Annotated in this window: 26 protein-coding genes and 2 pseudogenes; 7 read left to right on the plus strand and 21 right to left on the minus strand. The window is 40.6% G+C overall.

The genetic code is table 11. The annotated features are described in order from the left end of the window. Positions 1-140 precede the first annotated feature (140 nt). From AUL54_RS01670 to yneA, 3 genes are all read right to left on the minus strand, one after another. Positions 141-374, minus strand: coding sequence for a DUF896 domain-containing protein (locus tag AUL54_RS01670; RefSeq protein ID WP_003153997.1), 234 nt, complete (start codon positions 372-374; stop codon positions 141-143). Positions 375-442: 68 nt separating this feature from the next. Continuing rightward, positions 443-1,093 (minus strand): YneB family resolvase-like protein, encoded by a 651-nt coding sequence (locus AUL54_RS01675; protein ID WP_016935979.1) that lies wholly within the window; start codon positions 1,091-1,093, stop codon positions 443-445. A 15-nt stretch (positions 1,094-1,108) separates the two neighbouring features. Further along, on the minus strand, positions 1,109-1,420 hold the full coding sequence (gene yneA, locus AUL54_RS01680; protein WP_016935980.1) for a cell division suppressor protein YneA: 312 nt from the start codon (positions 1,418-1,420) through the stop codon (positions 1,109-1,111). Positions 1,421-1,572: 152 nt separating this feature from the next. Here yneA and lexA point away from each other — a divergent pair, with 152 nt between their 5' ends. Beyond that, positions 1,573-2,193 carry a transcriptional repressor LexA gene (gene lexA / locus AUL54_RS01685; RefSeq protein ID WP_007611720.1) on the plus strand — a complete coding sequence of 207 codons (621 nt, stop codon included), beginning with the start codon at positions 1,573-1,575 and terminating at the stop codon, positions 2,191-2,193. Positions 2,194-2,243: 50 nt separating this feature from the next. Further along, complete coding sequence (locus AUL54_RS01690) at positions 2,244-2,501, plus strand: hypothetical protein (protein WP_060962688.1); 258 nt, start codon at positions 2,244-2,246, stop codon at positions 2,499-2,501. A 31-nt stretch (positions 2,502-2,532) separates the two neighbouring features. Here AUL54_RS01690 and AUL54_RS01695 read toward each other — a convergent pair whose 3' ends face one another. Further along, complete coding sequence (locus tag AUL54_RS01695; RefSeq protein ID WP_060962689.1) at positions 2,533-2,961, minus strand: hypothetical protein; 429 nt, start codon at positions 2,959-2,961, stop codon at positions 2,533-2,535. A 156-nt stretch (positions 2,962-3,117) separates the two neighbouring features. On the opposite strand from AUL54_RS01695, the gene AUL54_RS01700 reads away from it, so the two are divergent. Continuing rightward, positions 3,118-3,567: a YndM family protein gene (locus AUL54_RS01700; protein WP_060962690.1), complete on the plus strand. Its 450-nt coding sequence runs from the start codon at positions 3,118-3,120 to the stop codon at positions 3,565-3,567. Positions 3,568-3,593: 26 nt separating this feature from the next. Here AUL54_RS01700 and AUL54_RS01705 read toward each other — a convergent pair whose 3' ends face one another. The 5 genes and pseudogenes from AUL54_RS01705 to AUL54_RS21440 all read right to left on the minus strand — a co-directional run bounded on the left by AUL54_RS01705 (position 3,594) and on the right by AUL54_RS21440 (position 6,503). After that, a complete protein-coding gene (locus AUL54_RS01705; protein ID WP_016935983.1) occupies positions 3,594-4,424 on the minus strand; it encodes a prohibitin family protein in 831 nt (276 codons plus the stop codon). Further along, entirely contained in the window at positions 4,411-4,560 is a 150-nt protein-coding gene (locus AUL54_RS21435) for a hypothetical protein (protein WP_167388673.1), read from the minus strand. The genes AUL54_RS01705 and AUL54_RS21435 overlap by 14 nt, the downstream gene beginning before the upstream one ends. 106 nt (positions 4,561-4,666) lie before the next feature. Beyond that, positions 4,667-5,491 carry a poly-gamma-glutamate hydrolase family protein gene (locus tag AUL54_RS01710; protein ID WP_060962691.1) on the minus strand — a complete coding sequence of 275 codons (825 nt, stop codon included), beginning with the start codon at positions 5,489-5,491 and terminating at the stop codon, positions 4,667-4,669. Between the two features lie 212 nt (positions 5,492-5,703). Beyond that, on the minus strand, positions 5,704-6,138 hold the full coding sequence (locus AUL54_RS01715) for a dUTP diphosphatase (protein ID WP_060962692.1): 435 nt from the start codon (positions 6,136-6,138) through the stop codon (positions 5,704-5,706). Between the two features lie 163 nt (positions 6,139-6,301). Then, a pseudogene (locus tag AUL54_RS21440) lies at positions 6,302-6,503 on the minus strand (TM2 domain-containing protein). A 257-nt stretch (positions 6,504-6,760) separates the two neighbouring features. Here AUL54_RS21440 and AUL54_RS01720 point away from each other — a divergent pair. Both AUL54_RS01720 and AUL54_RS01725 read left to right on the plus strand, forming a co-directional pair. After that, on the plus strand, positions 6,761-9,178 hold the full coding sequence (locus tag AUL54_RS01720; protein WP_060962693.1) for a peptidase G2 autoproteolytic cleavage domain-containing protein: 2,418 nt from the start codon (positions 6,761-6,763) through the stop codon (positions 9,176-9,178). Positions 9,179-9,347: 169 nt separating this feature from the next. Continuing rightward, on the plus strand, positions 9,348-9,542 hold the full coding sequence (locus tag AUL54_RS01725; RefSeq protein WP_060962694.1) for a hypothetical protein: 195 nt from the start codon (positions 9,348-9,350) through the stop codon (positions 9,540-9,542). 378 nt (positions 9,543-9,920) lie between these two features. Here the strand turns inward: AUL54_RS01725 and AUL54_RS21610 are convergent. Continuing rightward, positions 9,921-10,197 (minus strand): annotated as a pseudogene (locus tag AUL54_RS21610) (GNAT family N-acetyltransferase). A 142-nt stretch (positions 10,198-10,339) separates the two neighbouring features. On the opposite strand from AUL54_RS21610, the gene AUL54_RS20370 reads away from it, so the two are divergent. Beyond that, the gene (locus AUL54_RS20370) at positions 10,340-10,429 is read left to right on the plus strand and encodes a YjcZ family sporulation protein (protein WP_082761591.1); all 90 of its coding nucleotides are present in this window, start codon (positions 10,340-10,342) and stop codon (positions 10,427-10,429) included. 160 nt (positions 10,430-10,589) lie between these two features. Here the strand turns inward: AUL54_RS20370 and AUL54_RS01735 are convergent, their stop codons facing one another. The 9 genes from AUL54_RS01735 to AUL54_RS01775 all read right to left on the minus strand — a co-directional run bounded on the left by AUL54_RS01735 (position 10,590) and on the right by AUL54_RS01775 (position 17,260). Further along, positions 10,590-11,210: a lytic polysaccharide monooxygenase auxiliary activity family 9 protein gene (locus AUL54_RS01735; RefSeq protein WP_060962696.1), complete on the minus strand. Its 621-nt coding sequence runs from the start codon at positions 11,208-11,210 to the stop codon at positions 10,590-10,592. A 209-nt stretch (positions 11,211-11,419) separates the two neighbouring features. Then, positions 11,420-12,487, minus strand: a complete 1,068-nt coding sequence (locus tag AUL54_RS01740) for an LLM class flavin-dependent oxidoreductase (RefSeq protein WP_060962697.1) — start codon at positions 12,485-12,487, stop codon at positions 11,420-11,422. A 171-nt stretch (positions 12,488-12,658) separates the two neighbouring features. After that, complete coding sequence (locus AUL54_RS01745) at positions 12,659-13,306, minus strand: DUF3885 domain-containing protein (protein ID WP_060962698.1); 648 nt, start codon at positions 13,304-13,306, stop codon at positions 12,659-12,661. Positions 13,307-13,763: 457 nt separating this feature from the next. Then, positions 13,764-14,306, minus strand: coding sequence for a GNAT family N-acetyltransferase (locus AUL54_RS01750; protein ID WP_060962699.1), 543 nt, complete (start codon positions 14,304-14,306; stop codon positions 13,764-13,766). A gap of 146 nt (positions 14,307-14,452) precedes the next feature. Next, positions 14,453-15,205 carry a GNAT family N-acetyltransferase gene (locus tag AUL54_RS01755; RefSeq protein WP_060962700.1) on the minus strand — a complete coding sequence of 251 codons (753 nt, stop codon included), beginning with the start codon at positions 15,203-15,205 and terminating at the stop codon, positions 14,453-14,455. A gap of 48 nt (positions 15,206-15,253) precedes the next feature. Beyond that, positions 15,254-15,673 carry a UPF0715 family protein gene (locus AUL54_RS01760; protein WP_060962701.1) on the minus strand — a complete coding sequence of 140 codons (420 nt, stop codon included), beginning with the start codon at positions 15,671-15,673 and terminating at the stop codon, positions 15,254-15,256. A 242-nt stretch (positions 15,674-15,915) separates the two neighbouring features. Beyond that, complete coding sequence (locus AUL54_RS01765) at positions 15,916-16,206, minus strand: YozQ family protein (RefSeq protein WP_060962702.1); 291 nt, start codon at positions 16,204-16,206, stop codon at positions 15,916-15,918. Positions 16,207-16,258: 52 nt separating this feature from the next. After that, on the minus strand, positions 16,259-16,372 hold the full coding sequence (locus tag AUL54_RS01770) for a hypothetical protein (protein ID WP_060962703.1): 114 nt from the start codon (positions 16,370-16,372) through the stop codon (positions 16,259-16,261). A 240-nt stretch (positions 16,373-16,612) separates the two neighbouring features. After that, on the minus strand, positions 16,613-17,260 hold the full coding sequence (locus AUL54_RS01775; protein WP_420913144.1) for an LbetaH domain-containing protein: 648 nt from the start codon (positions 17,258-17,260) through the stop codon (positions 16,613-16,615). 251 nt (positions 17,261-17,511) lie between these two features. On the opposite strand from AUL54_RS01775, the gene adhP reads away from it, so the two are divergent. Continuing rightward, positions 17,512-18,528, plus strand: a complete 1,017-nt coding sequence (adhP, locus tag AUL54_RS01780; RefSeq protein WP_060962704.1) for an alcohol dehydrogenase AdhP — start codon at positions 17,512-17,514, stop codon at positions 18,526-18,528. A 115-nt stretch (positions 18,529-18,643) separates the two neighbouring features. On the opposite strand, the gene AUL54_RS01785 is transcribed toward adhP, so the two are convergent. Together AUL54_RS01785 and AUL54_RS01790 are read right to left on the minus strand one after the other, a co-directional pair. After that, entirely contained in the window at positions 18,644-19,144 is a 501-nt protein-coding gene (locus AUL54_RS01785) for a DinB family protein (RefSeq protein WP_060962705.1), read from the minus strand. Between the two features lie 64 nt (positions 19,145-19,208). Next, on the minus strand, positions 19,209-20,120 hold the full coding sequence (locus AUL54_RS01790) for a helix-turn-helix transcriptional regulator (protein WP_060962706.1): 912 nt from the start codon (positions 20,118-20,120) through the stop codon (positions 19,209-19,211). Between the last annotated feature and the right edge of the window lie 286 nt (positions 20,121-20,406).

Here is a 20,406-nt window from a genome sequence, read left to right on the forward strand (position 1 = left end):
TTTTCATCATAAAGCGATGCTGACATTTTCTCAACTCTTTCAGCTTAAATTTGAGATAAACTTGTTGAAAATTGTCGCAAATCACAGCCTGATATTAGTATACACCGAAAAAAGAATACGTATTGCCGTATTCTTTCTGTTTAATGAAGATTATTTTTCTGTTGTTCCCTTTTTAATTTTTCAGGAGTGACATCATTACCCTCCGGATCAATAACTTTTACGCTCTTTAACGTATTTTTCATTGAGGAGCGGAACCCTTTCAAATACTCCTGGCGAAGCTTTTGCTGTTCGGCTTTCTCCTCATCGGTTATCGTGTTTGATTTAGCTTTTTGAGCCAATTCGTTAATTCTTGCGATTTTTTCTTTAGAAATCATAATAAGCTCCTTTGGTGCGTGTTGATTATATACTACTAAAACATAGTTTTTTTTACAACTGAAGCATGTCAGCTGCCTTCGCTGTCTGCGATATATTCCTGAAAACGCCGGTGAACCGTGGCTTTGGATACATCATAGCCGAATCCTCTTAAGGTGGCCGCGATTTCTGCAAAGGTAAGCTTGTTGGCTCTCAGCCTGATAATTTCCGAAACAGGAACCTCTTTTTTTTCTTTTCCGCTGTTTTCATGTCTGTTTTTCAGATTCCGTTCAGGCTTATAGCCGTTTTTTACGGCTCTTTTCATTCCCCGCCGGATTTTCATATTGTGAATTTTCCTTTGATATTCCTCCACAATACTGACGATTTCGAGTACCATCGTATCAGCTTCGGAAAGCTCCAGCTCCCCTTTATGAGCCGTCGTATATATCTTTACGTTCTCCCTGTAAATACAATGCAAAAGCGCGATCTTGGCGTTTCCTCTTCCCAGTCTTGTTTCATCCTGCACCAATATCGCGTCAATATGTGACTTTTTAATTTCATCAAGCATTTCAAATACTCCGTCGCGGTCCATTTCGTAACCGCTGGCTTTCTCTGAAATGACTTTTACGACTTCCATACCGTTTGCCGCAGCGATCTCACTGAGCTCCTCTTCCTGTCTTTTTAAAGACGTCTGCTGCTGTTCTTTGTTTGTGCTTACCCGGGCATAAATGAGCGCCTTCATTTCTCTCTTTCCTCTCTAATTGACAATGGCCAGCTGATATACGGCCGGATGCTCCTTCTTAACCGGAAGAATAAGTTCATCTCCGGGTTTTATATCAGCAGTTTGGAGATGATTATTCTCCGTCACCCACTCAATGAAATCTTCTTTGTTAATATTTTTCTTCTCTGCTACTTGATCCGCAAGTGACCACAGAGTATCTCCGTCCTGAACCTTTATTTTAACATATTGGCTGAGCGCCTGATCATTTCCCGCACATGAAACAAGTAAAATAACGGCACTTAAAATCGCAGTAAACAGTCCGACAAATATGATAGATTCCTTCGCCATTTAAACAACCTCCAGAATGTTTGTTCGCTTTTTATGCCTTTCAGTATATACGAACAAACGTTTCTGTCAATCGTTTTTTTCGAACCTATGTTTGTACTGTCAGGAAAATCATGCTATAATCTACTTAAAATCGACGTTTTGAGGTGCGAAATATGACGAAGCTATCAAAAAGGCAGCTTGATATCCTGCGTTTTATTAAAGAAGAGGTAAAAACGAAAGGATATCCGCCTTCTGTAAGAGAGATAGGAGAAGCAGTAGGACTGGCTTCCAGTTCAACCGTGCACGGACATTTGGCGCGGCTGGAGACAAAAGGCCTGATCAGACGGGACCCTACTAAACCGAGAGCGATTGAGGTATTGGATGAAGAAGAAGTCCAAATTCCGAAAAGCCAGGTTGTCAATGTTCCGGTCATCGGAAAAGTGACGGCGGGTATTCCGATTACAGCTGTTGAAAATATCGACGAGTATTTTCCGCTTCCTGACCGGATGGTTCCTCCGGGAGAACACGTATTCATGTTAGAAATCATGGGAGAAAGTATGATTGACGCCGGCATTTTTGACAAAGATTACGTCATTGTCAAACAGCAGAACACGGCCAATAACGGGGAAATCGTGGTGGCTATGACCGAAGATGATGAAGCCACGGTCAAGCGCTTCTATAAAGAAGACAATTATGTGCGGCTGCAGCCGGAAAATCCGACGATGGAACCGATTATCCTGCAAAACGTAAGTATTTTAGGGAAAGTGATCGGCGTATTCAGAGCCGTTCATTAATTCTATTAAACTTTATTTATCGTAAAACCCCTCTGAAAGGGGTTTTTCTTTTGCATAAAAAAGAGCAGATTCGCCCTGGCTTAAGAAACGAACCTGCTAAGGAGGAAAAACTTACATCTTTATTATCCGGAATCTCACTTTTGAAGTCAGCGAATAATGTTTCTATAGGGAAACTTTTTATCCGTTTTTCAATTTTTACATTTGTGCGGGCTGATTTTGATATATATTTATCTTCACCTGGAGCGGGCGGATTACATTGTATTTGTGAAAATTTAGTACATAGTACAATAAGTTTTGATGAGGCATAAAAAAACCCGCTGCCTTTGCGGGTATCTATTTTCAATCAAAATGATAATATTCCACGCCGTATAATCCTTTAATATGAACAGATGCACAGACGTTTGAAGAGCTTTCAATCAGAATCCTATATTTGTGATACGAATCAATTGATTTTTTGTCCTGGGCACTTAGGTTTAACCAGCTGCCGCTGTAGCTTTTAGAACTTAATGTATAAAAGTTTCCGTTCAGCGCCATCCGCTGGAGTTTCACGTTTAAATTGCATGAAGAATTGTTCACAATGGTGAACTTGTATCCTAATAGGTAATCATCAGCTGATACAGCCCCCGGATTTTCAATAAAAAACTCTTTTACATCTCCCTCCATAATGAAGCTTGTTTTTGATCCGAATCCAGTGGTAGCCGCTTCAGCTGAGTGTACTCCGCAAAAACATAATAAAAAAACAGCAATACATATCCACCATTTTTTCAATTTTGCACCCCCCTTTTTTACATATTTTAACTTGTGAATATAGTGATGTCTATTTACATTTTATTAAAACGCACACTTCATAACCACTATATACCAGTTTAAAAATTTGCTGATTGCCTACAATGAAGACTAAACGAAATAACGAAGGTGGTTCAAATGAAACATGTAATTGCTTTCGCTTCTAAAACGGCGCTCACACTTGCTTTGCTGTACATTGTTCTGGATCTGATGTACCAAGTAACTTTTTTAAACGTTCTGTTTATTACCTTGATCTTAAGTTTGGTCACTTACTTTTTGGGTGATTGCATGATTCTGCCGCGAACAAGCAATTTTACAGCCGTTGCAGCTGATTTCGGAATTTCATTCATTATATTATGGATATTTCTAATGAACATTGGCGGGTTTAATGTCTCTCCTGCCGCGGCATCGGTTATCTCTGCACTTTGCATTTCTGTTTTTGAGGCATTTTTTCACCGATATTTGCAGCAATATGTGCTTCCCGAAGATTATCAGGACACAACAGAGACAGATAGCACGCTATGGAGCTATCAAACCGAGGCGTCTGAAGAATTGGTGCCGGAAAAAGATTCTGAAGAAAAAACATAAAAAGGAGGCATCCGCCTCCTTTCTTTTTATTTTTGCTTCTGATCGTCCAGCGGCAGCTGGAGCAGTGAGTCTGTGCCTGTCGCTTTCGGTGTTTTTCCGTCCCATTTTTCAATCCATTTATATTTGATCATTTCATCAGACATTGATTTTTTTATGATTTGGTTATAATCAGCGATCCCTTCCGCTTCAATTTTTTTCTTTTTCGCTTCAGCTTCAGCTATTTTAATTTCAGTCTGCGTCCGTTCAAGCTCCTGTGAAGACTTCACTCTTGCATCAATAGCTTCCTGTGTGGCTTTATCCGGCTTCGGGACGCCAAGCGTCAGATCATCAATTAAAAATCCAAGGTTCTTCATATCCTCAGCAAACCTTTTTTGAACATCGGCAGCGGCTTCTGCAGATTTTTGCCCGTATGTGTCAATAACCGAGTATTTGCTGATTGATTTTCGCGCCGCGTCCCACAGTCTTGTTTTTAAATATGTATTTTCAATCGTTTCAACGTCTACCGCCCCGAATTTGTTAAACAGATCGACTACTTTATCAGGCTGAACAACATAGTTGTAAGCGATATCCATTTCAATATTTTTACCGTCTGAGGTTGCCACTTTTATATTTTCATTATTTACGGTCTGCATACGCACCGGATATTCCGTTACTTTATTAAACAAACCGACTAAGTGCCAGCCTTGATCCAAAGTTTCTGATTTTACCCCGCCGTTCGGTGAATATACAACTCCGACATAACCATTCGGTATTTTTTCAATAAATAATGACGCCGTAACGCCCGCAATTAAAAGGGCTGCGCCTATAATCACACCGCCGAGTATTTTTTTTGTGTTTCTCCGCTTATTTTCGCTCATGCTGATCTTTTTCCTCCCATGACTTTTTAAATTTTTTGGCTCCGCTTCCCACTTGTTTAAAGATTGGACTAAGCATCAGCCATAAACCGAATCCGATGATGACAAGAAGAATGATAGACCCGATCATCACTTTCATTTGCCCACCTCTTTTCTTTCATCCTGTCAGTTATGTATACGATCTTAAGAACTTAAAGTTTCATAAATTTCAAAAGAAAAAGCTCCGCCGGCAAAAAGCGGCGTGCTTATTTATAATTGTCATTGATAAAATCAGAAATCGTTTTTGTGAATTGGAGAAAGGTATCGTTTTGTGTGGACGCTCTGCTTTTAAGCGTAAAAGTATCAAACAGTGATTTTCTAAAACCGGTGCTCATTTCGATTTGAATACTTAATCCGGATGAAGAGTGATTGGCAAGATTGTTCGGACTGACACCTGCGTATTTATCATTTATGCCAAGAAGAACGGCAGGATACCCGTTCCGTTTCAGCACATCTGTCAAAAGTTCGGCCCGTTCTCTGTCTGTACCGCCGATTTTTATCTTTTTATCGTCGCTGCCGTAACCGTGCAATGAAATGACATTTGAGTGCTCTTTCACCATTTGAACGGCTTTAGGTTCGTCGAAATGCGAACTGGTCAAATGCAGCTCAGCATTGCCGGCTGATTTTAACCCTTCAAATAAATACAGGCTCCGGTTTTCGGCAATTTTTCTGGCCAACTCACTGGTCCCCGGCTCTATGCCTCCGCCGTGTATAGCTAATATGAGAACAGAAGGGTCATGTTCTTTCGATGAAATAGAAAAAACGGAGGGGGCCTCATGCAGTTTTAATTCCTCGAAACTGCCGTAAGTATCTGAAGCGGCATCAGCCCGTAAAAACGGCAGAAGCAAAAACGATAAAATTAAAACTAAAATTCCTTTTTTGGTTATTGATGGCAATTGTATGTTTATGTTACAATACAAATGCTTCAGCCTTTGAAGCGAACGGCAGAACAGGGTGACTTTGGACGGTTTCTTCTGCTCTGCCTCTTTGCCAGCAGCTTTACGGTCTTCTCTTCTAACCCTTTTTTTCATAACATCATCCTTTCTTTTGTTTACACTTTTGTCACAATATTATATACGTTGGACAAGACCTCCGTTCATCTTAAAGAATAAAAACATCAGAGCATCTTCTAGAAAAACGGAATGCTGAAGAAGGAATATCGGGAAATCCTTCATCAATATGCTAGCGCGGCTGGCGCTTCGAAATCAATAAAAAGACTGCTTAACAGCAGTCTTTAATCGTTTTATTTTGTGCCTGTTGATCCCAGACCGCCGCGGTCATTGTTTCCGAGCTTGTCCACTTCGATCAATTCCACTTGAGGCATTTTCTTCATGATTCTGAATTGGCAGATCCGCTCCCCCTTGGAAATATCGGTATCCCGAAGTGCATATGCCGGGAAAAACCAGAAATCATTGTCACCTTTATAAGATTCATCGATGACACCCATTGAATTTGTCTGAATAATACCGAAATGCTTATATGTACTTGAACGCGGAACGACATGGGCCTCATATCCTTCCGGCAGTTCCATCGCAACTCCGAGCGGGATAAGTTTGAATTCACCTTTTTTGATTGTTATATCCTCTGCAGCCCGCAGATCGATCCAATCGCCCTGTTCAATTTTACTGATTCTCGTTTGTATATCATCTGAATATTTAATTTTAATTTGTAAAGTCATGTTCGCCGCTCCTTTTGATTCCTATTTTAGTCGTATTAATGACCAATCCGTGCACCATTATACCATTTTAACTGAGCAGCTGAGGAAAGGATTTAATGCGAAGAAAAGAAAATGCTGAATTGAGAAGAAACCGATAAGCAGGATATCCCACTCAGGCTTTTAATTACTGTTGGTCGTAATAATCATTATACTTTTGATCAAATGCTTCTTCGCTTCAGCAGAGATAAATATGAGGGAATTGAAGTCCAGCAAAACAAAAGATAGAGAACCCCTTGTACGACTCTTCCTCAATAAAACTTATGAATGCAGAAACCGCCTAGAAAAAATGCTAATATTGCAGCCTTATCATAACGTCCTCCCAACAATCTTTTTCTATCGTTTTCACAGGACAGCTCCGCTTATAATACACACTCTTATAAAGGTGAATTTTATACTCGTTTTCAAAAACTTTCTTAGTTTTGATCTTTCACCTGAAATATTGGCGTTTTTTTGAAATTCAATCTGATTTTAAAAGGGATTTCGTTCTCAACAAAGAATTTGATGAATAAGCGCATAAGGCGCGCGGCTTTTTTGTTCTCCCCTGCGTCAAGCGCTCATATCAAAAGAAAGAGGTGTCTTTAGAATGGTTCAATTTAAAAACTTTCCTGATCCGTCTTTAAACGCCGCATTGCAGTCTCACCCTTCGCATTCCTCTGAATTGGAACATCTCAAAGCAAGGATGCAGAATTTTATTAAGCATTCCGCAACAGATGATAATCTTGAGATCGCAGATGCCCGGGTGACGGCGGAAGGAATGGTCACCTCACTTTTAAAAGAACGGCTTGATACAGAATACGAAATGCTTATGAATAAAATCACCCGGGAAGTGAATGTGGAGGATTACGGAGCGGTCCCTGACGGCCGGGACAATACGGAAGCCTTTCGGAAAGCGATCGGGAACGGCCGCGTCAAAGTAAATGTTCCCGCAGGAGAATTTTTGGTTCAAGGAATAAAACTTCCGTCGTGGACTACCATCTCCGGTGAGGGACAAGGGATTACCGTGATTAAACTCCATGAGGACACTCCCGCATATGAATGGGTTATTACCAATGATGATTACGAAAATGGAAACCGTAATATTTTTGTCCAGGGCATGACTCTAGACTGGAATCCGGATCGTCAATGCGGAGTCCGAAACCCCGGGGGACAATTTTCCAGCTGTTTAACGTTTGCCAATGTGCAATACGGCTGGATCAAGAATGTTGAAGCGGTTAACGCAGGTCTGCATGGTATCGATATCACATCCCCGGCTTATGATCATTTGCCTGAAACAGAATGGACGAAAGACGGCTGCCGTTATATATGGATAGATAACTGTGTGGCGTACGGCGCCGGAGACGACGGCATTACCACCCATTACAGCGAATATATTTTCATTTCCAACTGTCATTCAGGGAACCCGCGCGGAACAGAGCATGCCGAGGGCAGCGCAAATTCGAATGGCATTGAAATTGATGACGGCTCTAAACATGTGTGGCTTTTGAATAACTATACGAGTGGAAATATCCGCGGAATTGAAGTAAAGGCGCACAGCCTGTGGCCGGCTTCCCAAAATGTTCATATTATCGGCCATGTTTCGTATCGTGATGTACGTTCGTTTGATATTCGTCATATCGGACACCATCAGGCCTCAGACCCCGAAAGCACGACGGCTTATGATGTTACTTTAACCGACTGCACCGCGATTGAACCGGTCTTCAACGCTCTCTATGACAGCGTGACTCCAAGGGCGCTGGTTATCTCTGCCTATAAAAACGTAAATGTAAACGGATTCACAGCTATTGGTGATCCTTCATATGACTATGGCGGGAATCCTGTCGTAGCCCTTCAATACCGCAGTCAAAATATTACGATCAGCGGCATTAAAATACGCGGTTTTACACAAGCCGGTGTTGACATCAATATATCCGGCGGATCAAATAAAACCGATTATGTTAAAATTTCAAATTTTGATATTTACAAGTCTTCTCCCAAAGGCATCTCAATTGGCGGAGGCCAATATAACGTAAATATTATGAATGGAACGATGATCGGAGATGGCGGTGCTGTCGGCATTACGTCCCCTAACAGCCAGGCTGTCATTCTCGGCGTACAGGCGGAAGGCTACAGCGCTGCCGCTTCTATAAAAGGACAGACTTACGAGCAGATCCCCGTCAATTTAAAAGGCGGCGCACAGCTTGCGACAAGCTCGGGTTTTGCATTTAACCCGACAAGCGCCGTTATTGCGGGCACAGGCGATATTACGGCAAGAGGTGACAGAAATGCGATCATCAGCTCTTCCGGAGGTTCAAGTTCTGAAGGTTCAAGGGCATTTATCGCTGCTTCAAACAATGTCCATGTTACGGGCAGCAAAGTCTCCAGAACCATTCTGTCATCAGAAAGCATTACATTGGAAGAACCGTACACCGTTGCCGGAGGGCATCAGTCCATTAAGTGGAAACTGGACTCAGCGGGCGGCCACGGAACTTTCGCCGGAGCCGTCACCTCTTCCCTGTCAGGGTACGGAGAATATTTTGAAAGTGTAAACGGCCAGACGATTCCCGCCGGGACAATCGTCACAGTGAGGGGAGAAAAAATCGAGCCGGCTCACGTTGGTGATTATATGCTCGGCGTCATTTCAGAAACAGCCGCTTTTATATCAGGAGCCGCAAGCTTCGGATGGCAAAGCAGTTTTTTGACAAACGAGTTCGGCGGTTTCATATATGAAAATGTGACTGACGAAGAAACAGGAGAAACGATACGCGTGCCGAAACAAAACCCAGACTGCAGTCCGGCTCTTGAAGCTGACTATGAAGCGCGCGCCGCCAGAGACGAATGGCATATTGTCGGACTCAGCGGCCGGCACTACGTACGGGTCGACAGTACGGTAAACCCGGGAGATTATATCACGGCCCATAACGGAATCGGTACAAAAGCCGCAGAAGGCTGGAAGGTATTGAAACTGACGGCCTTATACAATCCGGAAAAAGGGTACGGCATTGCAATAGCGGTTATCAAATAGTGTTTTCATATCAGGATCATTTCCTCTCCTATCTATCGGACGGGTATGATCCTGTTTTTTTATAGCAGATGAGACGCCTCTTTTGCAGCATATCGTTTCATTTGTCCAAGCCATCTGTTCCTTCTGTCATAGAATACTACCGTCAGATGAAAAAAGGAGGAAGATGAGTATGGATATGGATATGGACATGGATATGAATATGGAAATGAATATGGAAATGGACATGGACATGGACGGACATTATGATCACGGTGAAAAGGAAGAAAAGCAGCCTAAACAAAAAAAGAAAAAGAAACAAGACAAAAAGCATCTTGATTATGATTACATCGTTGTCTATAAAAGAAAATGCAAAAAACATTGCTGACATGATATATTAAAGCTTTTTACACCCGGTGAACTCCGGGTGTTTTTGTTAATTTGTATTTCTAAATAAGATTTTGATCGTAATAATCAGTATATTGAATGCCACAGACCTTAATGCGAAAAAACTTGCGGCAGCGCACCGCAAGTTTTTTTATTTTTGCACCGAGATACTGCTCATTTTTCTCCTTTATAAGGAATATACTTGAAATGGTCTTCGATCACAGATCCGGTAAAGTCTTTCAAAGTGAGGGTATGTCATGTCAAAATGTTTAAAAATAACTCTGTGGAGCATATTTGTGTTGATTATCTTGTTAGTGATTATTGGAATCGTTTCTTACAATCAAACTCCTTCTGCAGGAGACGCAGCTGAAAGATTGCTTTATAGCGTCTCATCAATGTCCTCATTCAGTATAGAATATACACGTGTATCATGGGGCTGTCCGTTTTGATACATATACCCTCTCAAAATTCCTTCTGATTGAAACGCTGCATTCTCAATGAAAACAACAGCGCCTACCTGTTCCATTGAATCAAAAGGTTCCAAACCATAATAGCGTGTTACGATTGCATCCTGAAAAACAAGAAAATATTTGCTTTGCATCTTTCTTTTCAACTTCTCTAAGAATAAGTCTGTCCGTTTCTATTACAGGAAGCATTTATGATTCCCCCTTTAGAAGATGGAAATGTGAGAAGAAAATATATGTAGACGAACTTTTTTTCAAAAATAAACTAGCATCCCTATCAAACTTTTACATTCAGCATAATATGTATTAATCCTCTTAAGGGAGGTGAGATCATATGGGCGATTATGGTAGCTCCTTTGCATTAATCGTGGTGCTATTCATTTTATTAGTCATCGTCGGTGCTTCTTTCCTCGGCGGTTATTAAGAGTCCTCCTTACCTCCGCATCCATGTCAGCATTACCTCTATGATCGTAAGGCGCCATAATGAATTCATTATGGCGCTTTGCTGTTTCCTCATTTAACTAACTCTTTCAAACGAAAAAGATCGGCGATGCATGAATGCAGCCGATCAGTCATTTCATAGATTACTGTGTAAGGTTTACGTCAATAACGTTATAGAAGGCATTGGAAGTATCCGCGACATCCCATACCCCTAAAATGATATGATAACCGCTTCGATCAGTCGGCACAAAAATCCTATGAGTCAGATTCGTATCTGCCTTGGAGCCATCGTGGTTTACCGTTCCGATTAATTCGAATTCATCCCTCGACAAAGGTTTATTCGGATTCCAATTTTTCTTGGTGATATAATAGTGCCACTTTGATGTCGCATGGGGTGCAGTGTAGTGCCAAGTAAAAGAATTAAAGCCGCCGCGTATATTCTGTTTTACCCAATAATCTGCAGTCTGCTTGTCCAGACCGAAATCAATTTGTCCCGATCCTCCGTTTGCAGATGCAATTCTTCCATCCGGCGGACCTGCAGCCGGAAATCCTTTCAGCCCTTCAACAGACTGAGGATTATCAATGACGGAGCCATATTTCTGAGCAGCCGCCGTCCAGCCCATTGTTTGTTTCTCTAATGCTCCCATGTACGCTCTGCTGACGGGATCTTTTATATACCCGTGTGCAGATGCATCACTTGAATAGAAAGCGCCTCCAATACCGAGAGTAACAGTTAAAACTGCAGCTTTGACTAAACCCTTCATCTCTACATCATCCTCCCTCTTTTGTAAATAAAAACCTTTCAGTATATACACTTCACGATGGAGGATGAAATGACCTTCCTTTTCTTGATAGGAAAAAGCAATGAGGTTCGCGCTCTTCCCTTTGTTTTTTATAATCATAAAAAAAGCCGGACCGTTTCTGATGTCGAGTCCGCGATGTTCAAAAACCGGCCCGCTCCGCCTGACTCCATTTAATCTTTGCCGGTTTCTCTTCGGATCACCGGTGCTACTTCTGATGCTAATCGTTCGATGTTTTCCGCAGCTTTTTTAAACGGCATACCGCCTATATCGATTTGCGCGAGAAACCGCTGATGGCCAAAGAGCTCATATTGGCGCATGATTTTTTCAATGATCTGCTGTGAGCTTCCGACAAATAAGGCTGTTTCTTTACCGGACGCCCGCTCAAAATCTTCCCTCGTTAAAGGTTCATGAATCCCGTGGTATGAATGAACATGAGACCAATAATTAGAATGATACGGGTAAAATTCTTGTATTGCCTGTTCATTCGTTTTTGAAATGAACGTATGCCCGGTTACGGCAACTTTCACATGTTCCGGCGGATGACCGGCTTTAGAAGCCGCTTCTCGGTATTTGTCAACAAGCGGTTTAGATGATTTCGGATCACCGCTCAATACAGCTAATGCCAGACCGGCACCTGCTCTTCCGGCCCGCTCCGCACTTTCCGGAGTTCCTGAAACACCTAACCACAGCGGAATGCTTCCGTGAAAAGGCTGAGGGGAAATTTCTGCGTCATTCAGCGGCGGCCGGTAACGTCCTTTCCAGGTGACCGATTCTTCCCCCGAATTTAATTTCAAAAAAAGCTCAACGTGTTCTTCAAACAGTTCTTTATAATAACCCACATCATAACCGAAAAGAGGAAACGAGTCTAAAAATGCACCGCGTCCCGCAATGATCTCCGCCCTTCCGTTTGATATCAGATCAAGCGTTGCAAAATCCTCAAATAAACGGACGGGATCTGCGGTGGATAATACAGTCGTGGCACTCGTAAGCTTAATGTTTTCGGTGAGCTGTGAAATCGCTGATAAGATGACCGGCGGCGACGACACTGCATAATCAAGACGATGATGCTCGCCTACGCCGAATACATCAAGCCCTGCGTCGTCAGCCAATTTCGCCAGCTTTATCAATTCCTCTACCCGCTGCTTTGCGCTGACTGTTTTCCCTGTCAGAGGATCGGGGTATAATTCTGCAAATGAATAAATTCCAATTTCCATACCATCATGATGTTCAGCCCTCACGTTTCTCTCCTCCTGCACTGTGTAAAAAAACTTTTATGCTGTTATTCTATTCAGCCGTTTTACAAAATGGAATTCATCCAAATAAATACAGCATCTTAGCATCCAGAAGTTCCGTTACATTCCTCACGTACAAATGCAAAACCGCATAAGTAAGAACCCACCTCGAAAAAGCTAATTCGAATGCATGCGTTCACTTTCAATCCAATCGTGATATTGGTCATAAAGCGCACGTATTCTTTCGGCATCAAGGGCGATAACTTCACACCCTCTGTCATCATATATAAAGAAAATAATGTCTTTTGCAATATTCACAAAGAAAACATCGGGATCATCAACGGTGCAACCCCCGAATCTTGGCTTCAGCGGAAAATCTTCGTGAGCAGCTGCCTTAAGTAATGGGGTAATACGCAAATCCTTCCGTTTACATAATAAAGAAAACTGCTGCATCTCGTATTCTTCTGCATCATCTTCTTCGAACGGATACGGACAGGTCTCCACCTGAATCCGATATAAATCATCCTTGCACTTCAGAAACGGCTGATAAATTTTTAATTTTCTGGCGTTATTACCTTGAGTTTTGTGCTTATATATGTTTGCAACAAGGAATAAGTCATCGTTTTGTTCAAACAGCTCATTAAAAATTTCGGTCATTTGATGATGGACACACTGAAAATACTCAAGATTCAGCTCACCGTTTTCATTAAGTTGATATATATGACGGCCAAGAGAAAAGTGAATTCCAACGTCCCATTGATGATAAATGCTCGGCAATAATTTTAAAGCCGGAAACCTTTCCTTCAGATAATCCTTTATTTTCATTCAAAACATTCTCACTTTCTGTTAATGATCGACCCACTTTTTATTTTTCTGTCTTGTAATATTATTCCGATTGGAATACAATGAAATAGAACACTGTGAACCCCATTGATCAGGGTGGATGCTGGTCACATCCATCCTGATCCTTTTTTCACAAGCTCACCTCCACTGATCGTTCCATTTCCAAAGCTGTTCATTGATTTTACACACCATGGTATTACTTTCTTATACATAAGCAGCAAGAAGCTCTTTTATCGATCCAGATCAATTTAGAAAATCGAGAAAAAGCTGATTCGAACGACTTCCTGCACCTTAAAACGCTAAAAACTGCTGAATCTCATTTGATCGTTACTAAACTAAGCATTTTTTTCAATTCCGTAATCCATTGGTAATATCGGTAATTTTATTGAAGGATTTAACTTAAACACAAAAAAACCTGCCCCCGGCAAGGTTTTTTCCGTTAACTATGTTTTTGTTTTAACCATTCTTTCTTTAGCAGTGCGTATTGGAAAGTGTTTTCATATTTAGGTGTTCCATCCTCATATTTTGTAAACGAAATAAATTCAAGAAAATAACCTTCTTTACGCATGCCTAATCTTTCACATAATTTTTGTGACTTGCCGTTATCATCTTCAACATATGCAAAAAGCCTTCTTGCGTCTTTTTGCATAAAGAGATACTCAAAGAAAGCCTTTGCACTTTCACTGGCGTATCCCATCCCTTCAAATCGAGCATTAAAATTCCAACAAACGGAATAAGTATCAGGCTCTTCTTTTAAATAAAATAGTTCTCCGATCAGATCATTACTGTCTTTTAAACAAACAGCAATATAAGAATCATCTCTGCTTCTTTTTTGAACGTTTAAGACAGCTTCTTCTATCGTAGAAATTTTGTCATCAAGAAAGCAGTTCACTCTCGGATGTGCCGAATATTCCAAAAGACCGTGCGAATCTTCCTCGGTAAAATTTCTTAAAACTAAGCGAGGGGTTTCAATTTTTTGCATTTGTTAGTCTCCTATTTTTGAAATGATTCTTCAACAGGCCTCGCCCGTTTGTTAAAGAACGATCTCAATCTATTTGTACTATATATGTTATCTTTTTTGTCCGCATCAATAATGTTTAATGCTGACGTTTTTTTAAATGATCCTCATTAAAGCTTATTGAGTAACTTTTCAAACTTATTCACGCTCATAATTTCATGAGTGAGAAATTCTCCATTATAAAACACGCTGAAAGTTGTCCAGATGGCCGGTGATGTTTGTGCCTTATCTTTGGAGGATAATCGATGAGCCTGAAAGTGAAGCCCTTTCTTTTCAGTCAGTTCCTTCAAATCCCCTAACACTCCGACTGCGAATGGACATTGAGCTGTATAAAATATTGTGATCCCCTCATCATTAACGGAATAACGTTTAACCTGTTTTTTAAATACAGGAGGAGCCGCATGTTCATTCCAGGTCAATGACATTAACTGAAAATAGGGTTTTGCTTCATCTTGCGAAGTAAATCCCATATGCTCGAAGAAATGCTTATCACTTAAATAGGGAAGTTTTTTCTTACCAACCATATGAACAATTCCATCCATACCGCGGGATTTGGCATCTTCCGCACATTTATCTAACAAGTGTTTCGCATGTCCGCTGTTCTTATATCTCCCCGAGACCCAAAGACAATTAATATACATAAAATTAGGAGCGCTTATCGGAACCCACGCTTTTTCTGCAGGTAAATATTCAATAAAAACTTTTGCCCGCTCGTTTAATCGATAGAACACCAAACCATCAGCCATTCGATCTTTAAGCCAGCTTTTCTTTTCCGCTACGGCCTTCTCATATTGTTTCGCACCTAGTGCGCAGCAAATATGATTGTTATCAATATTGTCCTTATTCAATTCAATGTATTCCATTATGATCTCCCCATTCCAAGATCAGCGTTTAACCCGAAATTGTTAAGCTCATGATTTTTCTATATAAAACTGCTTTCTCAGAAATATAGAGTCCCAAAACCAATAGATTAACGCAGCAGTAATGCTCATCATGTAATAAATGAAATTCTCGAAAACTCTAACATTAATGGACTGACTCCCCATGCACCAGAACAAGAACACAGCTAAAAAAGCGACTGCTGTATAAATGAAAAGATGAATCAAATTACACTTTTTCGGCTTCTTTCTTAACCAAAATTGCACAGGAACAGCAAATAAAAAGTAAGTGACGAAAGCGTAAAAAGCAATGATAACCACAGTGACTAATGCGAGTGGCACAAAGCCCGAGTATACAAACATATACAATCCAAAAACCAGACCAAATGATAAACTTGAAAAAGCCAATGTGAAAACATAACATTTTAAGCTGCTCCGCGCCGCCCCTTCCATTTATTTCACCTGCTTTTTTAAAATTCAGTTCTCTAATTTTTCATTTTCTTCCTGTTATTTAAATCAGTATATATTGATCACTTTAAAAGATCTATATTTTTTGAAATCTTTTTTTTGCCCATAAAAAAGGTCAAGGAGATACCTTGACTATAATCTTCACCCGGTTCATCATGTTCAAATCCAAAGGCCGGTAAGTATCAATATAACGGAACTGACTTCTGCAAGAAAGTTCCGTTACATGACTAATCCAAATTTTGATCAATCGTTCCTTCAAAATAGTCATCGCTGACCTGTTCATGTGTTTCAGCCAATCCTTTTTCCAGTTGCGTATTTCCCTCATAATCTGATGTGTCAAAATATTTCCCTGCCGTATTTGTTGTTTCAGTTTCTTTATGATGAGTTTGTGTTTCCGTGTCTGCCTCGTTTGTTTTGGTATCGCCGGCTAAAGATTGCTGCTGAGAATCATAGTCCTTGTCCAAAGAAGAAAATCTTTTGTAATCGTCCGGTCTGTCTGCGCCATGTTGTTCAGCCATGTTATTCACTCCATATTGATCAATTTTGTTTGACGGGTGTAACTAAGTGTTTTCATTTGTTTTTGTTTTGAACTTTTTTGGGATCATCTGCTTTAAAAGCGGTTTCGGTCTCATGGTCTTTTTTTAATTGTTCAATGCTTGAATTTTGGATTCTTTTTTTGCTCACTGGTTCCCACTCCCTTTCCAATAGAATATAGACTGTTCTTATTGTGTCTATGGGAATCATATTCATACGCTATTCGGTGAATTTTCTTAAAAAGAAGCTTCAGACAATCGCTTTGTATTAAGGCTTTCAAGGATAACCTTTGACTGTAAATTCTCCTTATCAATCAGCCCATCACACCCAATGACCGCACTTCATAAAAAAAATCCCCTCCTTCTGAGATGGGGATTTATCTGTTTTTCTTCAACTGAATAACGCTTGATAAGAAGCGGGAAATTCTTGATTGACGCGCTGCACTTCCCGTGCAAATTCACGTTCCTCTTCTGTCACTCTTCTGAGTCTGTCAGCTTTTTCTTGTGTGTCTATGTCGGCTCCGGGAGGAACAAACCGATTCGGTGCAATGCGTACACCATTTGTTATGGCAGCATTGTATGAAATAAATGATCCTTTGCCTACAATCGCATTGAACACGATGGCTTTAAAACCGACGAACGTGTAATTTCCAAGATAACAAGGGCCATGAATAAGGGCATCATGTCCGACACTTACATTGTTTCCGATATAAATGGAATATGCCCTATCTTTTACTGAAACAAATTGTTTTAACAAACCATGTAAAATGACCCCATCTTGAAGATTTGTATTTGACCCAATGTAAAAGGGCGTCCCTTCATCTGCGCGAACAGCAGCATTCGGCCCGACAAAAACATTGTCCTTTATTCTCACGTCTCCTATCACACTCGAAAACGGACTGATGAATGATGTTTTATCAATTTTAGGGTATCTCCGAACCGGATTAAACGACGTAACAGGATTAGGGCTGATAAATGGCGCAAAGTTAGCGGGCTGGTGATTATCAAGGTTTTCTTCCGTCAGCTTTCTATCACTCAAAAAAAGACCTCCTTTGAAAACGTACTATTATATAAACTATGTAAATTCCGTTCATAGAGAGACGACAAACTCCTATTTAAACACTATTCGGATAACAAATAATACCTAGTATCTTTATAGCGTGCGCCCTCAATAAATTTTTAGAGATACTTGTCTGCAAAGTTATGTAAGGGTTTTCAAAAGAAGGGTATTGTGCTAAATTGTAAGATAAGTACCAATTTTCTGCAAACATTCGAAAGGGGGTGTATGTTGTGAAAGCAGTAGTAGCAACGAAGGACAAGAATATAGCGATCGTACAAAAAGAATTGCGTCCTTTGCGACACGGTGAAGCCAAAGTTAAGATGGAATACTGCGGTGTATGTCATACTGACTTGCATGTTAAAAATGCTGATTTCGGGGATGTGACAGGCGTCACTTTAGGTCATGAAGGAGTAGGCATTGTAACCGAGATTGGTGAAGGCGTAACAAACCTGAAAAAAGGAGACCGCGTCTCCATTGCGTGGATGTTTGAAAGCTGCGGCCGCTGTGAATATTGCTTAACAGGCCGTGAAACCTTGTGCCGAGATGTGAAAAATGCCGGCTATACAGTTGATGGCGCAATGGCTGAAGAAGCAATCGTGGCGGTTGATTATGCAGTGAAAGTGCCTGAACATTTAGATCCGGCAGCCGCAAGCAGCATTACCTGCGCAGGTGTCACAACTTATAAAGCAGTAAAAGTCAGTGAAATTAAACCTGGTCAGTGGATCGGTGTATTTGGAGTCGGCGGTTTGGGCAACTTGGCTGTTCAATATGCAAAAAATGTCTTTAACGCTAAAGTAATTGCTTTTGACATTAGCGATGAAAAATTAAACTTTGCTAAGAGCTTAGGAGCTGACGCGGTTGTAAACAGTTTAAACGAAGACCCCGTCAAGGTGGCTAAAGAAGTGACCAGCGATTTAGGTCTGGATGCCGCGGTCATTACTGCTGTCTCAAAAATCCCTTTCAATCAAGCGATTGATGTTGTAAAAGCCGGTGCGCGTGTAGTGGCTGTCGGTTTACCGGTCGACAAGATGGAATTAGATATTCCCCGTCTTGTGTTAGATGGTATTCAAGTAGTAGGTTCATTAGTAGGAACCAGAGAAGACCTGAGGGAAGCTTTTCAATTTGCTGCAGACGGTAAAGTTGTACCTAAAGTGACAAAACGCCCGATTGAAGACGTGAATGATATATTTGAAGAAATGGAGCAAGGGAAAGTGACCGGCCGTATGGTTATCGATTTTACTTCCTAATGATTTAGGCTGCCGAATGATACGGCAGCCTTTGATCTCTATTCTTGCGCAGCGCCCTGGCCTTTGTCATTTTAGTTCTGACCAATCGGCGATTATTCATTTTACAAGTGCTGAACTAACCCTGATACCAATATAATACAAGGTCACTCATTGCTGAAGCGTAACCCTGCTGTCTTAACATAGTTGTTATGCTGCCCCGATGATAAGTGCCATGATTGGCAATATGGAATAAAATTTCTGAGTAAGCCGTTTCTCTGGAACCTAACCAAGGATTATGTAAGTTCATTTTTTGTTCTAAATCTGTTTGGCTATTCATCCATTCTTCAAACTGTGAAGCCAGTTCATCATAAGACGCCGCAAATTCATCTGCTGAATATAAATGAGTCCTTTCTGCATAAGCCGCAGAACCTTCCACTGCTTCCTGCATGTCTATACCTTTAAGTACTTGCAGCCACATAGCATCCGCCCCGCAGATATGACCGAACGTTTGAGCAATTGTAGGATATGAACTGTGAACCTCTTCATAAAGAACGTTACTTGGTAATTCCTTTATTCTTTCTAATAACGCTTTATTCGCCCAAACATGGTACTGATACATATTTTTCGCATGGTTCATTTAACATCTTCTCCTTTAAAGTTGATACTTATGATTATAAAAAAAGATATATGACAGCAGATTGTCATACATCTTGATAAACTTTCATTATTTTTTTGGCTTCAGCGATTAATTTTGATTGCAGCTGCACCGGTTTTATCATTTTAGCTCCGCTGCCAAAGCTTAAGAGAATTGATATAAGCCATCCGGCATGCAGAGGCTGGTAAACAGAAATGGTAAACGTCATACTTCCATCACTGTTCATGACTTTAGACGCGTTCTGAAATTGATCTAAAGCTTTTGCCAGAGAATTGGGATCAACCCAAATGACAACATCCTCAAACCCTTCTGCATTGGAGTCTGAATAAGATGAATCATCTTTCACTTTGTGACTGTGCATAAACTCTTCTTGAGTCAGCGTTATATTCATCATACGTGACACTTTAAATTCTCTGACATCTTGACGTTCTCTGCAATAACCATAAACATACCAATTACGGAACTTATAATGGAGATGGATTGGTTCTGCTTCACGTGAGGTCAATTCATTTTTATTGCTGACATAATCAAAGCGTACTACCTTTTCATGTATAGCTTTTCGCAGCTGCCTTAAGGAATTCGGATCTCTTCTAAGGCTTTCCAAGTCAACATACAACGTCCTGTTGTTGCCGCTTGTATCCAGAGGTTTTAATCTATCTATCGTATGTTCAACTTCCTTATCTTCAAAAAGACTCGATAAACTGCTTAATACAGTGATTAGATTTAATACATCGTGAGATCCGATTAAACTTTTATCAAATTTGTATCCTTTCATCATCCCGAAACCGCCGTTAGCACCTTGATATGAAACGATCGGTATTCCAGCAGCACAAATCGCTTCGATATCTCTATAAATTGTCCGCGATGATACTTGAAATTCATCAGCTAAACTGGAAGCAGATAAAATTTCATTATGTAAGAGCTTGAATATGATTGATAATAAACGTTCTAATTTCAACTCTCAATTCCTTTCCTCATCATTGATTAAGATCAGCGGTAATCGTTGTTAAGATCTTGTTTTGTTCATTTCATCGACATTTCCGCCTTATAGATGGTAAAATTTCTTAAAACAAGCAAAGGAGCACTGTTATATATGAGTCTTATCATTCTAGCATCCATGCTTTTATGGGGTGCAGTGATCCACGAACTAAGCAAACCTTCCAAAAAGCAAAGTAAACGAAAAATGATCTCTTTGGTATCCTTGGGTTCTTTGTCTACTTTAGTCATTACAATTTCGCTTTTTT

This window comes from Bacillus sp. SDLI1 (genome assembly GCF_001553895.1).
Taxonomy (GTDB): Bacteria; Bacillota; Bacilli; order Bacillales; family Bacillaceae; genus Bacillus; species Bacillus siamensis.